17 protein-coding genes are annotated in these 17,804 nt (G+C 68.8%); 13 read left to right on the forward strand and 4 right to left on the reverse strand.

Annotation, left to right across the window (positions count from 1 at the left end):
* Positions 1-39: 39 nt before the first annotated feature.
* The 8 genes from ACSFA7_RS23645 to ACSFA7_RS23680 all read left to right on the forward strand — a co-directional run bounded on the left by ACSFA7_RS23645 (position 40) and on the right by ACSFA7_RS23680 (position 5,998).
* Complete coding sequence (locus ACSFA7_RS23645) at positions 40-1,350, forward strand: MFS transporter (RefSeq protein WP_435501605.1); 1,311 nt, start codon at positions 40-42, stop codon at positions 1,348-1,350.
* A gap of 7 nt (positions 1,351-1,357) precedes the next feature.
* Positions 1,358-2,071: a DUF2848 domain-containing protein gene (locus tag ACSFA7_RS23650; protein ID WP_435501606.1), complete on the forward strand. Its 714-nt coding sequence runs from the start codon at positions 1,358-1,360 to the stop codon at positions 2,069-2,071.
* Positions 2,071-3,414 (forward strand): amidase, encoded by a 1,344-nt coding sequence (locus ACSFA7_RS23655; protein ID WP_435501607.1) that lies wholly within the window; start codon positions 2,071-2,073, stop codon positions 3,412-3,414. The genes ACSFA7_RS23650 and ACSFA7_RS23655 overlap by 1 nt, the downstream gene beginning before the upstream one ends.
* Positions 3,415-3,437: 23 nt before the next feature.
* Positions 3,438-4,022: a GNAT family N-acetyltransferase gene (locus ACSFA7_RS23660; protein ID WP_435501608.1), complete on the forward strand. Its 585-nt coding sequence runs from the start codon at positions 3,438-3,440 to the stop codon at positions 4,020-4,022.
* Positions 4,019-4,513 (forward strand): GNAT family N-acetyltransferase, encoded by a 495-nt coding sequence (locus ACSFA7_RS23665; protein WP_435501609.1) that lies wholly within the window; start codon positions 4,019-4,021, stop codon positions 4,511-4,513. The genes ACSFA7_RS23660 and ACSFA7_RS23665 overlap by 4 nt, the downstream gene beginning before the upstream one ends.
* A gap of 34 nt (positions 4,514-4,547) precedes the next feature.
* Positions 4,548-4,826 carry a DUF2277 domain-containing protein gene (locus ACSFA7_RS23670; RefSeq protein WP_013539925.1) on the forward strand — a complete coding sequence of 93 codons (279 nt, stop codon included), beginning with the start codon at positions 4,548-4,550 and terminating at the stop codon, positions 4,824-4,826.
* A gap of 87 nt (positions 4,827-4,913) precedes the next feature.
* Positions 4,914-5,315 (forward strand): GFA family protein, encoded by a 402-nt coding sequence (locus ACSFA7_RS23675; RefSeq protein WP_435501610.1) that lies wholly within the window; start codon positions 4,914-4,916, stop codon positions 5,313-5,315.
* Between the two features lie 56 nt (positions 5,316-5,371).
* On the forward strand, positions 5,372-5,998 hold the full coding sequence (locus ACSFA7_RS23680) for a LysE family translocator (protein ID WP_435501611.1): 627 nt from the start codon (positions 5,372-5,374) through the stop codon (positions 5,996-5,998).
* Between the two features lie 58 nt (positions 5,999-6,056).
* On the opposite strand, the gene ACSFA7_RS23685 is transcribed toward ACSFA7_RS23680, so the two are convergent.
* Positions 6,057-6,260 (reverse strand): thrombospondin type 3 repeat-containing protein, encoded by a 204-nt coding sequence (locus ACSFA7_RS23685; protein WP_013539922.1) that lies wholly within the window; start codon positions 6,258-6,260, stop codon positions 6,057-6,059.
* Positions 6,261-6,523: 263 nt separating this feature from the next.
* Between ACSFA7_RS23685 and pbpC the strand changes: the two genes are divergently transcribed.
* The 5 genes from pbpC (at position 6,524) to ACSFA7_RS23710 (ending at position 13,396) form a co-directional block, all read left to right on the forward strand.
* A complete protein-coding gene (gene pbpC, locus ACSFA7_RS23690; RefSeq protein WP_435501612.1) occupies positions 6,524-8,773 on the forward strand; it encodes a penicillin-binding protein 1C in 2,250 nt (749 codons plus the stop codon).
* Between the two features lie 56 nt (positions 8,774-8,829).
* Positions 8,830-10,296 carry a TPM domain-containing protein gene (locus ACSFA7_RS23695; RefSeq protein WP_435501613.1) on the forward strand — a complete coding sequence of 489 codons (1,467 nt, stop codon included), beginning with the start codon at positions 8,830-8,832 and terminating at the stop codon, positions 10,294-10,296.
* 88 nt (positions 10,297-10,384) lie between these two features.
* A complete protein-coding gene (locus tag ACSFA7_RS23700; protein ID WP_435501614.1) occupies positions 10,385-11,305 on the forward strand; it encodes a hypothetical protein in 921 nt (306 codons plus the stop codon).
* 103 nt (positions 11,306-11,408) lie between these two features.
* The gene (locus ACSFA7_RS23705) at positions 11,409-12,089 is read left to right on the forward strand and encodes a FadR/GntR family transcriptional regulator (protein WP_435501615.1); all 681 of its coding nucleotides are present in this window, start codon (positions 11,409-11,411) and stop codon (positions 12,087-12,089) included.
* Positions 12,086-13,396: a CynX/NimT family MFS transporter gene (locus ACSFA7_RS23710; protein ID WP_435501616.1), complete on the forward strand. Its 1,311-nt coding sequence runs from the start codon at positions 12,086-12,088 to the stop codon at positions 13,394-13,396. Before ACSFA7_RS23705 ends, ACSFA7_RS23710 begins: the two co-directional genes overlap by 4 nt.
* 19 nt (positions 13,397-13,415) lie before the next feature.
* On the opposite strand, the gene ACSFA7_RS23715 is transcribed toward ACSFA7_RS23710, so the two are convergent.
* From ACSFA7_RS23715 to ACSFA7_RS23725, 3 genes are read right to left on the reverse strand one after another with little or no spacing between them, the layout of a single operon-like run.
* The gene (locus ACSFA7_RS23715; protein WP_435501617.1) at positions 13,416-14,600 is read right to left on the reverse strand and encodes a M20 aminoacylase family protein; all 1,185 of its coding nucleotides are present in this window, start codon (positions 14,598-14,600) and stop codon (positions 13,416-13,418) included.
* Between the two features lie 40 nt (positions 14,601-14,640).
* Positions 14,641-16,143, reverse strand: coding sequence for a M81 family metallopeptidase (locus ACSFA7_RS23720; RefSeq protein ID WP_435501618.1), 1,503 nt, complete (start codon positions 16,141-16,143; stop codon positions 14,641-14,643).
* Between the two features lie 38 nt (positions 16,144-16,181).
* Positions 16,182-17,804, reverse strand: coding sequence for an ABC transporter ATP-binding protein (locus tag ACSFA7_RS23725; protein ID WP_435501619.1), 1,623 nt, complete (start codon positions 17,802-17,804; stop codon positions 16,182-16,184).

Genomic DNA, 17,804 nt, shown 5'->3' on the forward strand with positions numbered 1-17,804 from the left:
TCCCCGTTTTCCATCTCTCCATTGAACAAGGGCATTCCCATGACCGAACACGTTCTCACCGCCCCGGCCACCGCCGCGGCACCGCCCAAGATGGGCCGGCTCGCAATGGCCAGCTCCATCGGCACCACGCTGGAGTGGTACGACTTCACCGTCTACAACATCATGGCCGCGCTGGTCTTCAACGCGGTGTTCTTCCCGTCGTTCGACCCGCTGACGGGCACCATCCTCGCGTTCTCGACCTACGCGGTCGGCTACATCTCGCGGCCGCTCGGCGGTGTGGTGTTCGGCCACCTGGGCGACCGGCTCGGCCGGCGCTTCGTGCTGGTGGCCACGCTGGTCATCATGGGTGTGTCCACCGGCCTCATGGGCCTGTTGCCCACGTATGCGACCTGGGGCATCTGGGCGCCGGTCGCGCTGGTCGCGCTGCGCTTCGTGCAGGGTGTGGCACTCGGCGGCGAATGGGCCGGCGCGGTGCTGTTGTCGATGGAACACGGCAAGCCCAACCAGCGCGGCCGCAACGCCTCGTTCACGCAGATCGGCCCGTCGTTCGGCACGCTGATCGGCACCGGCTTCATCGCCGCGGTCTCTGCATGGCTGAGCCCGGAAGACTTCATGGCCTGGGGCTGGCGCATTCCGTTCATCTCGAGCGTGGCGCTGGTGCTGTTCGGCCTGTGGCTGCGCCGCGGCGTGGACGAGACCCCGGTCTTCCTCGAAATGGAAGAGAAGAAGGCCACCGCCAAGACGCCCGTGAAGGAAGTATTCACGCAGCACTGGCGGCGCCTGCTGGTGGCCGGCGGTTCGCGCATCGGTTCGGACGTGCTCTATGCGCTGGTGGTGGTGTTCACCCTCACCTACGTGACGACGGTGCTGCACCTGTCGCGGCCGCTCGCGCTCACCGCGACGATGATCGGCGCGGCCTGCAATGCGATCGCGGTGCCGTACTTCGGCAGCTTGTCGGACCGCATCGGCAGGAAGCCCGTGTACATCGCCGGCGCACTGCTGGGCATCGTCTGGGCCTTCGTGTTCTTCGTGTTGATGAACAGCGCACAGCCCATCGCGATCTGCGCGGCGGTGGTGGTCGGCCTGATCATCCACGCGATCATGTACGGCCCGCAGGCCGCCTTCGTGACCGAGCAGTTCCCAGGCCGCGTGCGCTATGCCGGCTCGTCGCTGGCCTACACGCTGGCCGGCATCCTGGGCGGCGGCTTCGCACCACTGATCATCGCCAGCCTCTACAAGTCGTGGGGCACCACGGTGGCCGTGTCGCTGTACGTGACGGCGGCCCTGTGCATCACGCTGGTCGCGCTCTTCATTGCCCGCGAAACCGCCAAGAAACCCCTGGAAGCCTGAGACCGACATGCATCTGCGTTTTGCCTGCGAAACCGTGAGCGCCGACGGCGCCCGCGCCATCGAGCTGCGTTCCGTCGAACCCACCGCGCTGGTGGTGGCGGGATGGACCGGCCGCGACGTCGCGGCCATCGAACACCACATCGAGGAGCTGGCCGCCATCGGCGTGCCGCGCCCGTCGAGCGTGCCGCTGTACTACCGGGTGGCGTCCCAGTTGCTGACCCAGTCGAGCGCCATCGAGGCCCTGGGCGACCAGAGCTCCGGCGAGGCCGAGCCCGTGTTCTTCTTCTCGCAGGGCGAGTGGTGGCTGAGCGTGGCCTCGGACCACACCGACCGCCAGGTCGAGAGCTATTCCGTCGCCGTCTCCAAGCAGATGTGCGCCAAGCCCGTGGCCCAGGTGGCCTGGGGCTGGCGCGATGTGCAGGCGCATCAGGACGAAATCCAACTTCACTCGCGCATCTTCGAGGACGGCCGCTGGGTGGACTACCAGCGCGGCACGCTCGCGTCGATCCGGCCGCTGGCCGCGCTGCGCGACGGCATGCCCGGCACGACCGCCGCGCCCGAGGGCCTGTTCATGACCTGCGGCACGCTCGGCGCACTGCCCAATGCGAAGGGCGAAGGCATCCGCCCGGCCGCGCAGATGGAAATCGAACTGCGCGACCCGCGCCTGCAGCGGCGCATCGTGCATCGCTATGCGGTGAACGCACTGCCGGTGGTGGCGTGATGCGCGGCACCGGCAACCTCACCATCACCGCCCTGCGCGAACGCATCGCGCGCGGCGAGCTGTCGCACGAAGCGCTGATCGGGCAGGTGCTCGAAGCGGCCGCGCTGCCTTCGGCGCAGCATGTGTTCACGAAGACCTACGCCGATGCGGCGCTCGCGGCCGCCCGGCATGCGGATGCGGCGCAGAAAGCCGGCGTTCAGATCGGCGCGCTCGCGGGCCTGCCGGTGTCGGTCAAGGACCTGTACGACGTCGCGGGCGAGACCACGATGGCCGGCTCGGCCGTCTGTAAGGGCGAACCGCCGGCCGCGCGCGATGCGGTGGCCGTGGCGCGGCTGCGCACGCAGGGCGCGGCCATCGTCGGCAAGACCAACATGACCGAGTTCGCGTTCTCGGGCGTGGGCATCAACCCGCACTACGGCACGCCGCACAACCCGGCCGATGCGGGCACGCCGCGCATTCCGGGCGGCTCGTCCTCGGGCGCGGCCGTGTCGGTGGCGCTGGGCCTCGCGGTCGCGGGGCTGGGGTCGGACACGGGCGGCTCGATCCGCATTCCGGCGGCGCTCTGCGGGCTCGTGGGTTTCAAGAGCACGCAGTCGCGCGTGCCGCGCACGGGCGCCTTCGAGCTCGCGCGTTCGCTCGACACCGTCTGCGCGATGGCGCGCAGCGTCGAAGACTGCCTCGTCGCCGATGCGGCCATTGCCGATGCGCCGCTGGTGGTGCGCCGGCGCCCGCTCCAGGGCCTGCGTCTCGCGGTGCCGCGCACGCTGATGTTCGACGGCATCGAGCCGGCGGTCGCGCGCGCCTTCGAGCGCTCGGTGCGGGCGCTGTCGGCGGCGGGTGCGCAGGTGGTGGACATCACGCTGGCCGAGTTGGCGGAGATCGCTTCGATCAACGCGCCCGGCGGCTTCTCGCCGGTCGAAGCCTCGGCCGTTCACCGCGAACGCTTCGCCGCAAAGCGCGAGGGTTTCGATTCGCGCGTGGCCGCCCGCATCGCCCTCGGCACCGAGGTGCGCGCCGCCGACTACATCGTCATGCAGGACCGCCGTCGCGACTGGATCGGCCGTGTCGAACACGTGCTCGAAGGCTTCGACGCGCTCATCTGCCCGACCGTGCCGATCGTCGCGCCGCCCATCGCGTCGCTGGCCGAGGACGCCGCGTTCTTCCAGGCCAACGGCCTGCTGCTGCGCAACACCTTCGCGATCAACTTCCTCGACGGGTGTGCGTTCAGCCTGCCGTGCCATGCGCCGGATGAACTGCCGGTGGGGCTGATGCTCTCGTCGGTGCGCGGCGACGATGCGCGGCTCGCGGCCGTGGCGCTGGCGGTGGAGCAAGCGCTGCGCTGATGGTCTTGCGCTATCTTCAGCGCATGCCCCCGTCTCACCAGCCCCTCGTCGGTCGCCGCATCACCCTGCGGCCCCTCCAGGCCTCCGACGCCTCCGCCCTCGTGGCGGCCGCCGCCGACGGCGAGCTCTGGAACCTGCCCTTCACCGTCGTCCCCTCGGCCCAGACCATCGACGCCTACTTGCGCACCCCGCTCGAAGGTCAGGCAGCCGGCCATGTGATGGCCTATGTCACCGTGCTGCGCGAGACCGACCAGGTCATCGGCTCCACACGCTTCTGGAAGATCGACCGCATCAACCGCAAGCTCGAGATCGGCAGCACCTGGATCTCGGCGTCGTGGCAGAAGAGCTTCGTCAACACCGAGGCCAAGTACCTGATGCTGTGCCACGCCTTCGAAGAGATGGCCTGCGTGCGCGTGCAGTTCACCACCGACGAGATCAACGCGAAATCGCGTGCGGCCATCCTGCGGCTCGGCGCGAAACAGGAGGGCATCGTGCGCCACGAGCGGATCATGCCGGACGGCCGCAAGCGCAACTCGGTGCGCTTCAGCATCATCGACGACGAGTGGCCGGCGGTGAAACAGCAACTGGAAGCGAGGCTTCGCGCATGACCCATTCCGTCGTCTCCACCGAAGAGCGCCACTTCGAGAGCCTGTACCAGGCGCTCGATGTCGTGGCGCGCGAAAAGAAGTACCTCGCCCAGACCCAGGCGCCGCCGTGGGAGAACTCGCTCGCCTTCTACCGCAGCGTGCTGGCCCAAGGCTTTCCGCATGTCGTCGCGGTCGACGCCGATGACAAGGTGGTGGGCTGGTGCGACGTGTCGCCGGTCTTCGGGCATTCGCGCGCGCACATCGGCATCCTGGGCATCGCCCTCTTGCCCGAGGCGCGCGGCCGAGGTCTCGGCACGCAGCTGCTGCAGGCGGCCATCGACAGGTCGTGGGCGCGCGGACTGACCCGCATCGAGCTCTCTGTCCGCGCGGACAACCTGAATGCCAAGGCGCTGTACGAGCGGCTGGGCTTCGAGCACGAAGGGCTCGCGCGGCGCGCCAGCCTGATCGACGGCACCTACCACGATGCTTTCAGGATGGCCCTGCTTCGCTAGACTGGAATGTCCCCTGCAATCGGAGAACCCGCCCATGTGCAGAAGCATCAAGACCCTCTACAACTTCGAGCCCCCCGCCACCGAGCAGGAGATCCGCGCCGCCGCGCTGCAGTTCGTGCGCAAGCTCAGCGGTTTCAGCGTGCCGTCCAAGGCCAACGAAGAGGCCTTCGAGCGCGCGGTCGACGAGGTGGCCGCGACCGCGGCGCGTCTGATCGACTCGCTCGTCACCACGGCCGAACCGAAGGACCGCGCGGTCGAGGCCGAGCGCGCCAAGGCCCGGTCGGCCGCCCGGTTCGGCACCGCACCCGCCTGAAAAACCCTCGCCGATGCCTGTTGGCACGGCCTTTGATATCGTGTTTGCCGGCCGCTCCCATCGATCTGCGGAGCACCGAACAAGCACATGAAAAAGACCTACACCGGCGGCTGCCACTGCGACGCCGTGCGATTCGAAGCCGACATCGACCTGAGCCTGGGCACCCTGCGGTGCAACTGCGCGATCTGCACCCAGACGCGCTTCTGGCCCGCCATCGTCGCGCCCGACGCCTTCCGGCTGCTCGCAGGCGAGTCCGAACTCAGCGAGCAGATGCTCGACACCAGCAACAGCCACTACATCGTGTGCAAGCGCTGCGGCGTGCGCGCCTTCGGCGTGGGCCATTCGCCGGAAACCGGCGCAAGCGCCTACGGGGTGAACGTGACCTGCCTGGACGATGCGGACCTGGACGACCTGGCCAATTCGCCGATCAGCTACGTGGACGGCCATCGCGGCGCCTGGCATGTCTCGCGCACGGCCATCGGCACCTGACGAACACATTTCGCTTTCCGCCAACATCAATACCAACACCACCAGGAGACAACCTCATGCCCATCGAACTCTGGCTCGCCTTCGTCGCGGCCTCCGCCGTGCTGCTGATCATCCCGGGGCCGACCATCCTCACGGTGATCAGCTACTCGATGTCGCACGGCCGCCGCGCCAACGTGCCGCTCGTCGCCGCGGTGGCGCTGGGTGACTCGACCGCGCTGGTGGTGTCGCTGTTGGGGCTGGGCGCGCTGCTGGCGACCTCGGCCTTCTGGTTCACGGTGGTGAAGTGGATCGGTGGCCTTTACCTGCTGTACCTGGGCATCCGGCTGATGCGCGCGGGGATCCTGTCCACCGAGATGGCCGCGCCCGCGGCGCCGGCCTCGCGCTGGAAGCTCTTCGCCAACACCTACCTGGTGACGGCGCTGAACCCCAAGGGCATCGTGTTCTTCGTGGCGTTCCTGCCGCAGTTCATCAGCCCTGCCGCCGACGTGACGCGGCAGATGTGGGTGCTGGCCGTGACCTTCGTGGCGATGGCCGCGCTGAACGCGACGCTGTATGCGGTGTTCGCGAGCTCGGCGCGCAAGCTGCTCTCGTCGCCGCGCGCGCAGCGGCGTTTCAATCTCACGGGAGGATCGCTGCTGAGCGCGGCGGGCATCTGGGCGCTGATGGCGCGCCGACCGGGATAAAACGCCCCGGCATAAAAAAAAAGCCGCGAAGCTCAAAGCTTCGCGGCCTTTTCTACTGTCAGCGGTTCGGGTTGTTCGGCGCGCGGTCGTAGCGGTTGGGGACGCCGTCGCCATCGCGATCGCGGTCGGCGCGGTTCGGTATGCCGTCGCGATCCCGGTCGCGCTGGGCGCGCGGCGGCGGGTTGTTGTCGTACGGTGCGACCACGCAACCGGCCAGGGCGGCCGATGCGGCCAGCACGATCGTCAGTGTCTTCATCATCATGATGCGTTCTCCTAGGAGTGGTTATGAAACCGGGCTCGCCTCCAGCGAGCCGGTAGGGCATTGAAGACCACGCCGGTACGCGTTGGGTTTCCCCATTGAAGCCTTCGCGTGAAGTTCGTTACCGGATGTGGAATCTGCTGTCACTCTGGGCCGAAGCGCCCGCACCGGCAAGGCGGCAACCCGCCCGTCCCCGAGTAGGCGAGGTTCCCGTGGTGCATCGCAGAGAATGCGAGGCAGATCGTCCTCCACCCCCTCGCCTCTCGATGCAGTTGCTGCTTGCGCATTTCACGCCCACCCGCCGGGCCCTTGCCGTGGTCCTGCTGGCCGCGGCCTGCGCGCACCCGGCCTGGGCGCTCGTCACCTTCGATGAAGTGAAGCGCGATTTCCGCTCTTCCGACACCGCCGTGCTCGACCGCAACGGCGAACTGCTGCAGCGCGTGCGCACCGATGCCACCGTGCGGCGCGGCCAGTGGATCGCGCTGGCCGACGTGTCGCCGGCGCTGCGCACAGCCATGGTGCTGAGCGAGGACCGGCGCTTCTACGAACACAGCGGCATCGACTGGCGCGCGGTGTCGTCCGCGGCCTGGGGCAATCTCTGGAACACGCGCACCCGCGGCGCATCGACCATCACGATGCAGCTGTCGGGCCTGCTCGACGAGGACCTGCGCCGCGCGTCCGGCGGGCGCAGCTTCACGCAGAAGATCGGCCAGACCGTGGCCGCCGCGCAGCTGGAGCGCAACTGGCGCAAGGACCAGATCCTGGAGGCCTACCTCAACACCGTGCCCTTCCGCGGCGAGATCGTGGGCATCGATGCGCTCTCGCGCACCTTGTTCAGCAAGGCGCCGAGCGGCCTCGATGCGCGCGAGGCAGCCGTGGCCTCGGCGCTGGTGCGCGCGCCCAATGCCAAGCCCGCGCTCGTCGCGCAGCGCGCCTGCGAGGTGCTGCGCACAATGGAGCCCGGGCAGAAGGTCGATTGCGATGCGATCGACATGTTCACCAGCGCGGCGGTGCAGCGGCGCGCCTTCGATGCGAACGAAGGCATCGCGCCCCATGCCGCACGGCGGGTGCTGCGCGAGATGCGCGATGCGGCAGCCACCACCGCTGCGGCTCCAACTCCGAAGGCAAAGGAAACCAGCGTCCGCACCACGCTGCGCGCGCCCTTGCAGCGCTTCGCACTCGATTCTCTGCAGCGCCACCTGCGCGAGCTGCGCGACCGGCACGTGGAGGACGGCGCGCTCGTGGTGCTCGACAACGCGAGCGGCGAAGTGCTCGCATGGGTCGGCTCTTCCGGCCCGCTGAGCCAGGCGGCCGAGGTCGATGGCGTGACCGCGCTGCGCCAGCCGGGCTCCACGCTCAAGCCGCTGCTCTACGGCCAGGCGATTGCCGAGAAGCGGATCACCGCGGCCTCGTTGATCGAGGACTCGTCGGCGCAGATCAGCACCGCGAGCGGCCTCTACATTCCGCAGAACTACGACCGCCAGTTCAAGGGCCCCGTCTCCGCGCGCACCGCGCTGGCGGCGTCGCTCAACGTGCCGGCGGTGCGCACGCTGGTGATGGTGTCGCCCGAATCGTTCGCGCGCAGCCTGCGCGCGGCCGGCCTGCCGCTGCGCGAGAGCGGCGACTACTACGGCTACAGCCTCGCACTCGGCAGCGCCGAGGTGTCGCTGCTGTCGCTCGCCAACGCCTACCGCATGGTGGCCAACGGCGGCCGCTACGGCACGACGACGCTGACCGTGCGACCGCCGGCATCCGCCGCAGACAAGACCAAGGCCGCGAACGCCCCGCCGCTGCTCGATCCGCGCGCCGCCTTCATCGTCGGTGACATCCTCTCGGACCCGAACGCGCGCACCCGCACCTTCGGCCTCGACAGCATCCTCTCGACCCGCTTCTGGACCGCCGTGAAGACCGGCACCAGCAAGGACATGCGCGACAACTGGGCCGTGGGCTGGTCGCAGCGCTACACGGTCGGCGTGTGGGTCGGCAACGCGAGCGGCGCGTCGATGTGGGACGTGAGCGGCACCAGCGGGGCCGCCCCTGTGTGGGCCGAGGTCATGCGCTTTCTGCACGCGCGCGAGCCGAGCCGCGCACCCGCGCCGCCCGCCGGCCTGGTCGAGGCGCGCGTGGAATTCGGCCCCGCGGCCGACGGCAACGCCATCGAGGCGGCGCGCAGCGAGTGGTTCCTGCAGGGCACCGAGCAGCCGCTCTTCGCGCTCGACACCGGCATGGCGACCGATGCTTTCGCCGCGCGCATCACCGCGCCCTCGGACGGCACCATCATCGCGCTCGACCCCGACATTCCGCCACTGCGCCAGCGCGTGCGCTTCGAGTCGGAAGGGCGCGGCGTGCAATGGCGCATCGACGGCAAGTTCTTTGCGCGCGGCAACAGCGCGCAGTGGCTGCCCTGGCCGGGGCGCCATGTGATCGAGCTGGTCGATGCTTCCGGCAAGGTGGTCGACCAGCGCAAGCTCGAAGTGCGCGGCGCGGGCGTGGTGACGAAGAGCGCGCGCCGATGAGGATGCACGGCGCCACGACGACAACAACAACCATCGCAACTGGAGGACCGATTCCGATGCAGTGCCGCAAGGGACAGAAGACAGCCTGGCCATGGCTGCTGTGGATGGGGCTTTTCTTCCTCGCCATGCTGGCCTGGCACGGCAGCGCACAAGCCAAGCCGGTCCCCGTGCCCGCGATGGACTCGCACGTGGTGGATCTCACGAAGACGCTGGGCGCGCGCGAGGCCGACGCGCTTCGCAGCGACATCCGTGGCCTCGAGCAGAACACGCAGGCCCAGCTGGCGGTGCTGATCGTGCCGACCACGGGCGAAGACTCCATCGAGCACTACGCCACCCGCGTCTTCGCAGAGTGGCAGCTCGGCCGCGAGGGCGAAGACGACGGCGTGCTGCTGCTGGTGGCGCTGAAAGACCGCAGGATGCGCATCGAAGTCGGCACGGGCCTGGAAGGCCGGATCACCGACATCCAGGCCTCCCGCATCATCGACCAGCAGATGAAGCCGCGCTTTCGCGAGAACGACTACGCCGGCGGCATTCAGGCGGCCGTGCAGTCGCTGTCGGAGCTGATCGATGCGCCCACGGCGGTGCAGCCGATCGAATCCGAAGCGCCCGCGCCGGCGGAAGAGAAGCAACACCCGCTCGCGGCGTTCATGCAGCCTCTCGAAGACATGCAGGTGAACTGGGCCGTGCTCGGCGCGATGCTCTGGACGCTGGCCATCGGCATCTGGTACGGGCGTAGCGCGCCCGCCGACGGAACCGGGCCACGCGTGGTGGTGCGCGGCACGGGCAAGCGGGTCCGCAAGGCGCGCCGCGCCGCCGAGCGTGAAGCCGCGGTGGGCTCAGCGCTGTGGGCCGACCTGCAGACCCAGGAAACGCCGCCTCGCAAGCGGCCGAGCCGGCTCGCGGTGCTGGGGCTGGTGGTCGCTGGCCAGGCGGCGGCGGCGCTGGCGGTGATGAATCTCGCGCTGCCGCTCTTTCTCCTCACGCCCACCGGCCTGGTCTACGGCGTCGGCTACCTGTCGGGCCGGTTCAAGGGCGCGCGCCGGTTCTTCATCGGCCTGGCGGCGCTGATCGCGGGCCTTGTCGCCCTCGGCGTCTACCTCGGCGCGGACCGCTTCTTCTGGGGCCTGCTCTGGGTCATGTGCGGCGGCGGTGTGCTGCTGTTCGCGAGCCTCATCGCCATCGGCATGCGAAAGAGCTGGCAACGCAGCCAGCTCGGCTTCTTCATCCGATGGTTCATCGTGCTGGGCATCCTCGGCTTCATGCTGATGGAGACGAATCCGGGCCCGGTGCCCGACGAGAGCTGGATCCCCGCCGGGCTGGCGACCTTTCTTGCGCTGCTGTTCGCCTTCCTGCCGTTCGAGGGCGGCGGCGGGGGTGGCGATGACAACGACAGCAGTGACAGCGGATGGAGCAGCAGCAGTTCTTCAAGCAGCAGCAGTTCCTCGGACAGCTCGTCCTCTTCGTCTTCCGACAGCGGAGGGGGCGGCTCCAGCAGCGGCGGTGGGGCGTCGGGCAGCTGGTGACAGGGTACCCACCCCGGTCAAACGCCAGCTATCCACCGCCGCGCGAGTGCCTTAGGATGGCGCCGCCTCCCACTCCCACGGCCTCCTTATGGATTCATTGACCGCACTCTGGGGTGACTTCCTCGTCTTCGCGGGTGTCATCTTCGGCATCCTGCGGAAAGTGCCCGATGTCTTCTGGGCCGCCCTGATCGCGGCGGCGCTGGCCCTGTGGGGCGTGAAGGTGGCCAACCGCGACAACGCGCGGCACTTCATGCGGCAGTTGCGGCACGACAAGGACGAGAAGGCCGCCCAGCGGCTGGCGGACCTGCGCCGCGACGTGTACCTGCACGCGATCGACCAGTTCGTGCATGCCAGCTCTTACCTGAGCTCGCTGCCGACCGCGGACCTCAACAAGGCCGACGCGGCGCAGCCGCTGCAGGGCTTCTTCGCGGCGGCGGCCAAGCTGCAGATGGTGTCGGAAAGCAAGACCTCCGCGCTGGTGTCCGACCTCATCGGCACCTTCAGCGCGCTGCATTTCAAGCTGATCGGCGCGGCCCAGCCGATCCAGCAGGTGCTCAGCGAAATCGACTTCTACACGACGCTCTGCGAAGGCGCGCTGGCCGAACAGAAGCGCGCGCTCTCGGCCATCGACCAGTTCGTTCCGTCCGGCAACGCCGAAAGCGACGAGGCGAAACGCAAGGCGCTCGACCTTGCGCTCGACACCCAGACCAAGTTCCTGCGCGACCACAGCGAGACGCGCCAGGCCCTGCACGTCGAGCGGCATGCGCTGCACGGCGAGTTCGTGAAAAGCCTGATGCTGGGACTGCAGGCCATCAACACGAAGATGCAGCCGATCATGGTGGCGATCCGGCGCGAGCTGAACATCGACAGCCAGATCGATGTCTACGCGGACGCCGTGTCCGAGCAGCAGGACCGCGTGGCGGGCGCGGTTGCCGAGCTGATGGCGCAGCTGGACGACCCCCGGCAGGCGCCGCCGCGGACGAAGCCCGCCAGCCTCGAGAACCGCTGACCCCAGAAGGTGGGCCGAAGGGCGAAGAGCCCATGAGGCCGACTGCGGCTTTTCGCGGGTGCCAAAATTCATCCAATGATTCAATGAATAGGCACTCTGAGACATGCTCGCCCAAGCCCCCCGAACCTCCCTGGCGGACACCGCCGCCGACAGCATCCGCAACGAAATCTCCGCGGGCCGCTGGGCCATCGGCGCGCGGATTCCCATCGAGCCGCAGCTCGCGCAACTGCTGGGCGTGAGTCGCGGCACGGTGCGCGAAGCGGTCAAGACGCTGGTCTCGCGCGGGCTGCTCGAAGTGCGCCAGGGTTCGGGCACCTATGTGCGCTCGGGCTACGACCCCTCGGCCAGCCTGCAGAAGATGCGCCTGGCCAGCCTGCGCGACCAGTTCGAGGTGCGCCGCGCACTCGAGGTCGAGGCCGCCCGGCTCGCCGCGGTGCGCCACACCGCTCGCGACCTGCGCCGCCTGCACACCCTGCTCGACAAGCGCGGCGTGCCCGATGCGGACGACGACGGCGCGGGCTTCATCGAACGCGACCTCGCCTTCCACCTGGCCATCGTCGACATCTCGGGCAACCTCGCGTTGGCCGAGACCTGCCGCTTCATCACCGGCTACATCAAGGAAACGATCGCCAGCACCATGGGCACCAGCCTGCCCGAGCCCGACGAGGCCGCGCACCGCGCCGTCGTCGAAGCCATCGCGAGCCGCGACCCCGAGAGAGCCGCTACCGCCGTGCGCGACTTCATGGCACCGATGCTCGACATGCTGGCGCTGAGGACGGCATGAGCGCAATTCCATTGAACGCCGGCACGGTGCACCGCACCCAGCCCTCGCACGGCAACACCACCGAGGAGTTGTTGATCGACGCCGAGGTCGACAGCCAGCCTCCGCCGCGCCCCACACCCGCCCCCAGCCTCGCCCGTCGCATCCTGCTCGGCGCGAGCGTGGTGCTGATTGCGTTCAACCTGCGGCCGGTGTTCGCAAGCCTCTCGGTCGTGCTGCCCGAGATCATTCAGGCCACCGGCCTCTCGGCCACGGCCGCGAGCCTGTTGACCACGCTGCCGATCCTGTGCCTGGGCGTCTTCGCGCCGCTCGCGCCCTGGCTCGGCCGCCGCTTCGGCACCGAGCGCACGCTGCTCGGATGCATGGTGCTGATCCTGGTCGGCACGGTGCTGCGCGGCACGGGCAACATCCCGCTGCTGTTCCTGGCCTCGGCCATCGCGGGCAGCGGCATCGCGGTGTCGAACGTGCTGCTGTCGGGCCTCGTGAAGCGCGACTTCGCGAAGCAGGCGGCGCTGATGATGGGGCTCTACACCATGGCCGTGTGCGGCGGCGCCGCGAGCGCCGCCGGCCTCACCGTGCCGCTCGAACATGCGCTGGGCGGCGGTTGGACCTACGCGCTGGCCATGTGGGCCGTACCGGCCTTGCTGGTCACGCTGATCTGGGCGCCGCAGGCGCTGCCGCTGAAGCCGGTGGCGAGCGAGTCGGGCTTCACCGTGCAGGGCCTCTGGCGCGACCGGCTCGCGTGGCAGGTCACGCTCTTCATGGGGCTGCAGTCCGCCCTCGCCTACATCGTGATGGGTTGGCTCGCGCCGATCCTGCGCGAGCGCGGGCTCGGCGGCGAGACGGCCGGCTACGTGGTGTCGCTGTCGGTCATGACGCAGGTGGTGACCTGCCTCGTGGTGCCGGCGCTGGCGGTGAAGCTGCGCAACCAGCGCGGGCTGGGCGTGGTGCTGTCGCTGCTCACGGTGTGCGCGATGCTGGCGATGCTGTTCGCGCCGCTGGGCGGGGTGTGGCTCTGGGCCGTGATGCTGGGCATTGCGCAGGGCGGCACCTTCGCGCTGGCGCTCACGATGATCGTGCTGCGCTCGCGCGATTCGCACATCGCCGCGCACCTCTCGGGCATGGCGCAGGGCGTGGGCTACATGGTGGCCGCCTGCGGGCCGCTGCTGGCCGGGCTGCTGCACGGGTGGACGGGCAGCTTCCGCGCCTCGGCATGGCTCTTCGTCGGACTGGGCATCGCGCTGGTGATCGCGGGACTGGGCGCAGGGCGCACGCTGTATGTAGGTGCGGTGACGGTGCCCAGACACTGAGCGCGTCACCGCGGCGCGCTTACTGCAGATAGCTTTCCGCGAGCAACGCCCAGTAGGCCGCGCCGATCGGCAGGTTGCTGTCGTTGAAGTCGTAGCCGGGGTTGTGCACCATGCAACCGCCGTGCTGGCCCGGCGCGCCGTTGCCGATGAACAGGTAGCAGCCGGGCTTCTTCTCCAGCATGAAGGCGAAGTCCTCGCTGCCCGTGACGGCCGCAGCCTGCGCCTCGACGTGCGCCTCGCCCACCAGTTCATAACCGATGCGACGCGCAAACTCTGTTTCTTCGGGCGTGTTGACCAGCACCGCATAGCCTCTGCGGTAGTCGACGTGCGCCTTCACGCCAAAGCTCTCGGCCTGTGCATTCACGATGGCCTTCAGCCGCTTTTCGAGCAACTCGCGCACCTCGCGATCGAGCGAGCGCACGCTGATCTCCAGCACGCAGGTTTCGGGAATCACGTTGTTCGCCTTGCCGGCATGGATGGCACCGACGGTGACGATCGACATCTCCTGCGGATCGGCGTTGCGCGAGACGATGGTCTGCAGCGCCATCACGATGCTCGACGCTGCCACGATGGGGTCGGCCGTGCGATGCGGCATGGCGCCGTGCCCGCCCACGCCTGTCAGCGTGACGGTGGCGTAGTCCGACGAGGCCATGGCCGCGCCTTCGCGAAACGCGAGACTGCCCTGAGGGCGGCCGGGCATGTTGTGCATGGCGTACACCGCGTCACACGGGTATTTGTCGAACAGGCCATCGTCCATCATCTTCACGGCGCCGCCCATGCCCTCTTCGGCCGGCTGGAAGATCAGGTTGAGCGTGCCCGAGAACTCGCCGTGCTGCGCGAGGTACTTGGCCGCGCCGAGCAGCATCGCGGTGTGACCGTCGTGGCCGCAGGCGTGCATGATGCCGGGCCTTCCGCTGCGGTAGGCCAGGCCGGTTTTCTCTTCGATGGGCAGCGCGTCCATGTCGGCACGGATGCCGATGGCGCGCGTTCCGCCGCCGCGCTTCAGGCGCCCGACCAGACCCGTCACGCCGAGCCCGCGCTCGACTTCGTAGCCCCAGGCCGTGAGACGCTCGGCCACCAGGTCGCTGGTGCCGAACTCTTCGAAGCCAAGCTCGGGGTTCTGGTGGATCTGCTGGCGCACCGTGACGAACTCGGCGGCGTTCTTTCTCATGTACTCAAGGTAGTGCTGTGCGTTCTGCGGCATCGTGTTCTCTGAGGTTGGAGGGGAAGAATTTCTGGGTCGATCAGGGTTGGAGCGCCATCGTGGCGGGCAGCCGCGTCCACGGCAGATCGGCCGGATCGGCAGCCATCGGGCCTGGCGCCTTGGCGACGAGGATGGTGCTGGCAATGGGCGCGAAGTCGGCGCGGAAATGCACCGAACTCTTGTTGACCAGCAGCTTCATCGCTTCGGGCTCGATGCCCAGGTAGCGGAAGAACTCGCGGTCGAGCATCTGGCTCTTGCCGCTGGCCACGGCGATCCGCACGCCGTCGATCTCCAGGCAGGCACTGAGGCCGAGCGACACCGTGCCGCCGCGCGACATCGGACCCTTGCCCTGCACCTGCCCGTCGCTGAGCGCGGTCACGGTGAACAGGCCTTCGACGGGCGCATCGCTGAACTGGCCGCCCCACGTGGGCACCGAGGTGCCGAGCGCGATGCGGATCTGCGCGCCAACGCCGGCTTCATGCGCGGCAGCCGCGGCCGCCGGATCGAACATCAGCCCGAGCGCGACTTTCCCCGGAAAACGCTTGCCCGCGCCTTCGGCCAGCAGCGCACGCAGCATGCCGGTGGTGTTGCTGTCGGCGCCCGCGCCGGGGTTGTCCTGCGTGTCGGCAATGACGACCGGCTGGCTCGCGCCTTCCGCCAGCTCCAACGCCCGTGCCACGGCCACGCGCGGCGCCAGCACGTCGAGCCGCCATTGCGAGCGCGGCTGGTCGATGCGCTCGTACAGCGTGGCCACGGCCGCGCCAGCATCGTCGCCGTAGCCCCACACCACCGGGCCGCACTCGGCAATGTCGGCGGCAGGGAAGCCCGTGGCAAAGCTCAGCACCGCGCCGTGCTTGCCGTCGAGTTCCTTCAGCAGCCCGTACACCGAGGCGGCCGGCTCGATCATGGTCGACTGCACGTTCAACGGCAGCAGGAAGCTGAGCCGCCGCGCATGCAGCGGCTCGCGCGAACCGCGCGCCATGCGGCGCTCCAGCAGCGTTGCTGCGAGCCGGCCCGTGTCGGCCATGTCGATGTGCGGGTAGGTGCGGTAGGTTGCCAGCGCATCGGCCTCGGCCAGCATTTGCGCGGTGATGTTGCCGTGCAGGTCCAGGCTCGCGACGATGGGCACGTCGGGCCCGACCAGCAGGCGAATGCGCGCGATCAGTTCGCCCTCGGGGTCTTCCAGGTGCTCGGTCACGGCCGCACCGTGCAAGTCGAGGTAGACCGCGTCGATGCCGCCATCGGCCAGCGCGGCGGCAAGGTCTTCGGTGATGGCGGCCGAAATGCGCTCGAAGGCGTCTTCGGTCACGTGCGCCGAGGGCGTGGCGCCGGCCCAGGCCGATGGCACCAGCGACCAGCCCTTCTCGCGCGCCGCGTCGATGAAGCCGCCGACGGGAATGTTCCTGCCCGCATAGGCCTCGACGATCGCGGCGCCGCGCCGGTACGGCGGGAAGCTCGCACCCGCGTTGAACGCGGCCCAGTCCGCCTTGCTAGGTGCGAAGGTGTTGGTCTCGTGCTGGAAACCGGCGATGAAGACTTTCATGGATTCCTTCTTGGATGTGACGTGGGAACGAACAAATTTCAGCTGCGCGCAAATGCAAAATCGCGCCCCGGCGCTGCCGCCAGCAGCTTGCGCGTGTAGTCGTGCCGGGGAGCGAAGAACACGTCCTTCACCTCACCACGCTCCACGATCTCGCCCTTGCTCATGACGATCACGCTGTCGCAGATCTGGCTGGCCACGCGCAGGTCGTGGGTGATGAAAAGGATGCCTATCTTCAGGCGCTGCTGGATCTCGTCGAGCAGCCTCAATATCTGCGCCTGCACCGACACGTCGAGCGCCGACACCGCCTCGTCGGCGATCAGCACCTGCGGGTCGCAGGCCAGCGCGCGCGCAATCGAGATGCGCTGGCGCTGCCCGCCCGAGAACTCGCTCGGGTAGCGCCGCAACGCATCGGGCGACAGCCGCACCAGCCGCATCAGCTCTTCGGCGCGCGCCCAGGCCTTGTCGTGCGGCATGCCGAAATTGACCGGCCCTTCGATGATCGACGCACCCACGGTCTGGCGCGGGTTGAGCGAGCGGTACGGGTCCTGGAAGATCACCTGCACCGTGCGCCGGAACGGCGACAGCGCGCGCCCCTTGGCATGCGCGACCGAACGGCCATCGGCAAAGATGTCGCCCGAGGTCGGGTCGATCAGCCGCGCGATGCAGCGCGCCACCGTCGACTTGCCTGAGCCCGATTCGCCGACGATGCCCACGGTTTCGCCGGGCCGCACCGCGAGCGACACGTCGCGCGCCGCCTTCACCGTGCGGCGCTTGCCGGGCCAACTGCCCGTGACATAGGTCTTGCAGATGTTCACGGCGCTGAGCAACGGGTAGGCATCCGCGACCGGCGGGCGCTTGTGCGCGGAAAGCTCGGGCACCGCATCGAGCAGCATCTTCGTGTAGGGCTCGCGCGGCGCAGTGAGCACCGCCATCTTGTCGCCCTTCTCGATCATGGCACCGAGCTGCAGCACCACCACCTCGTCGGCAATCTCGGCCACCACGCCGAAGTCGTGCGTGATGAAGAGCACGGCCATGCCGTTCTCGGTCTGCAGCTCGAGGATGAGCTTGAGGATCTCCGCCTGCGTCGTCACGTCGAGCGCGGTGGTCGGCTCGTCGCAGATCAGCAGCGCGGGCTTGAGGATCAGCGCCATCGCGATCACGATGCGCTGGCGTTGCCCGCCCGAGAGCTGGTGCGGGTACGAGGCAAAGATGCGCTCGGGCTCCGGCAGCCGCACGCGCCCCATGATGGCCAGGATCTTCTGCCGCCGTTCGGCCGCGCCCATGCGCATGTGCTGCGCCAGCATTTCGTCGATCTGCGCGCCGCAGGTCATGACGGGGTTGAGCGCGGTCATCGGCTCCTGGAACACCATCGCCATCGACGGGCCGCGCAACTGCCGCAGGCGTGACGTCGGCGCGGCAAGCAGGTTCTCGCCATGCAACTCGATGGTGCCGCGCACCGGCACGAGGCCCGAGGGCAGCAGCCCCATCACCGCATTGGCAATGACCGACTTGCCCGAGCCCGATTCGCCGAGCAGGCAGACGATCTTGCCGGGCGGCACGTCGAAGGAAACCTTGTCGACCGCATGCGGTCGGTCGCCGCCACGCGGCAATGCGATGGCGAGGTCGCGAACTGAAAGTACGGGGGCCTGCGTCATGGTCAT

Source organism: Variovorax trehalosi, from assembly GCF_051216415.1.
Lineage (GTDB): Bacteria > Pseudomonadota > Gammaproteobacteria > Burkholderiales > Burkholderiaceae_C > Variovorax.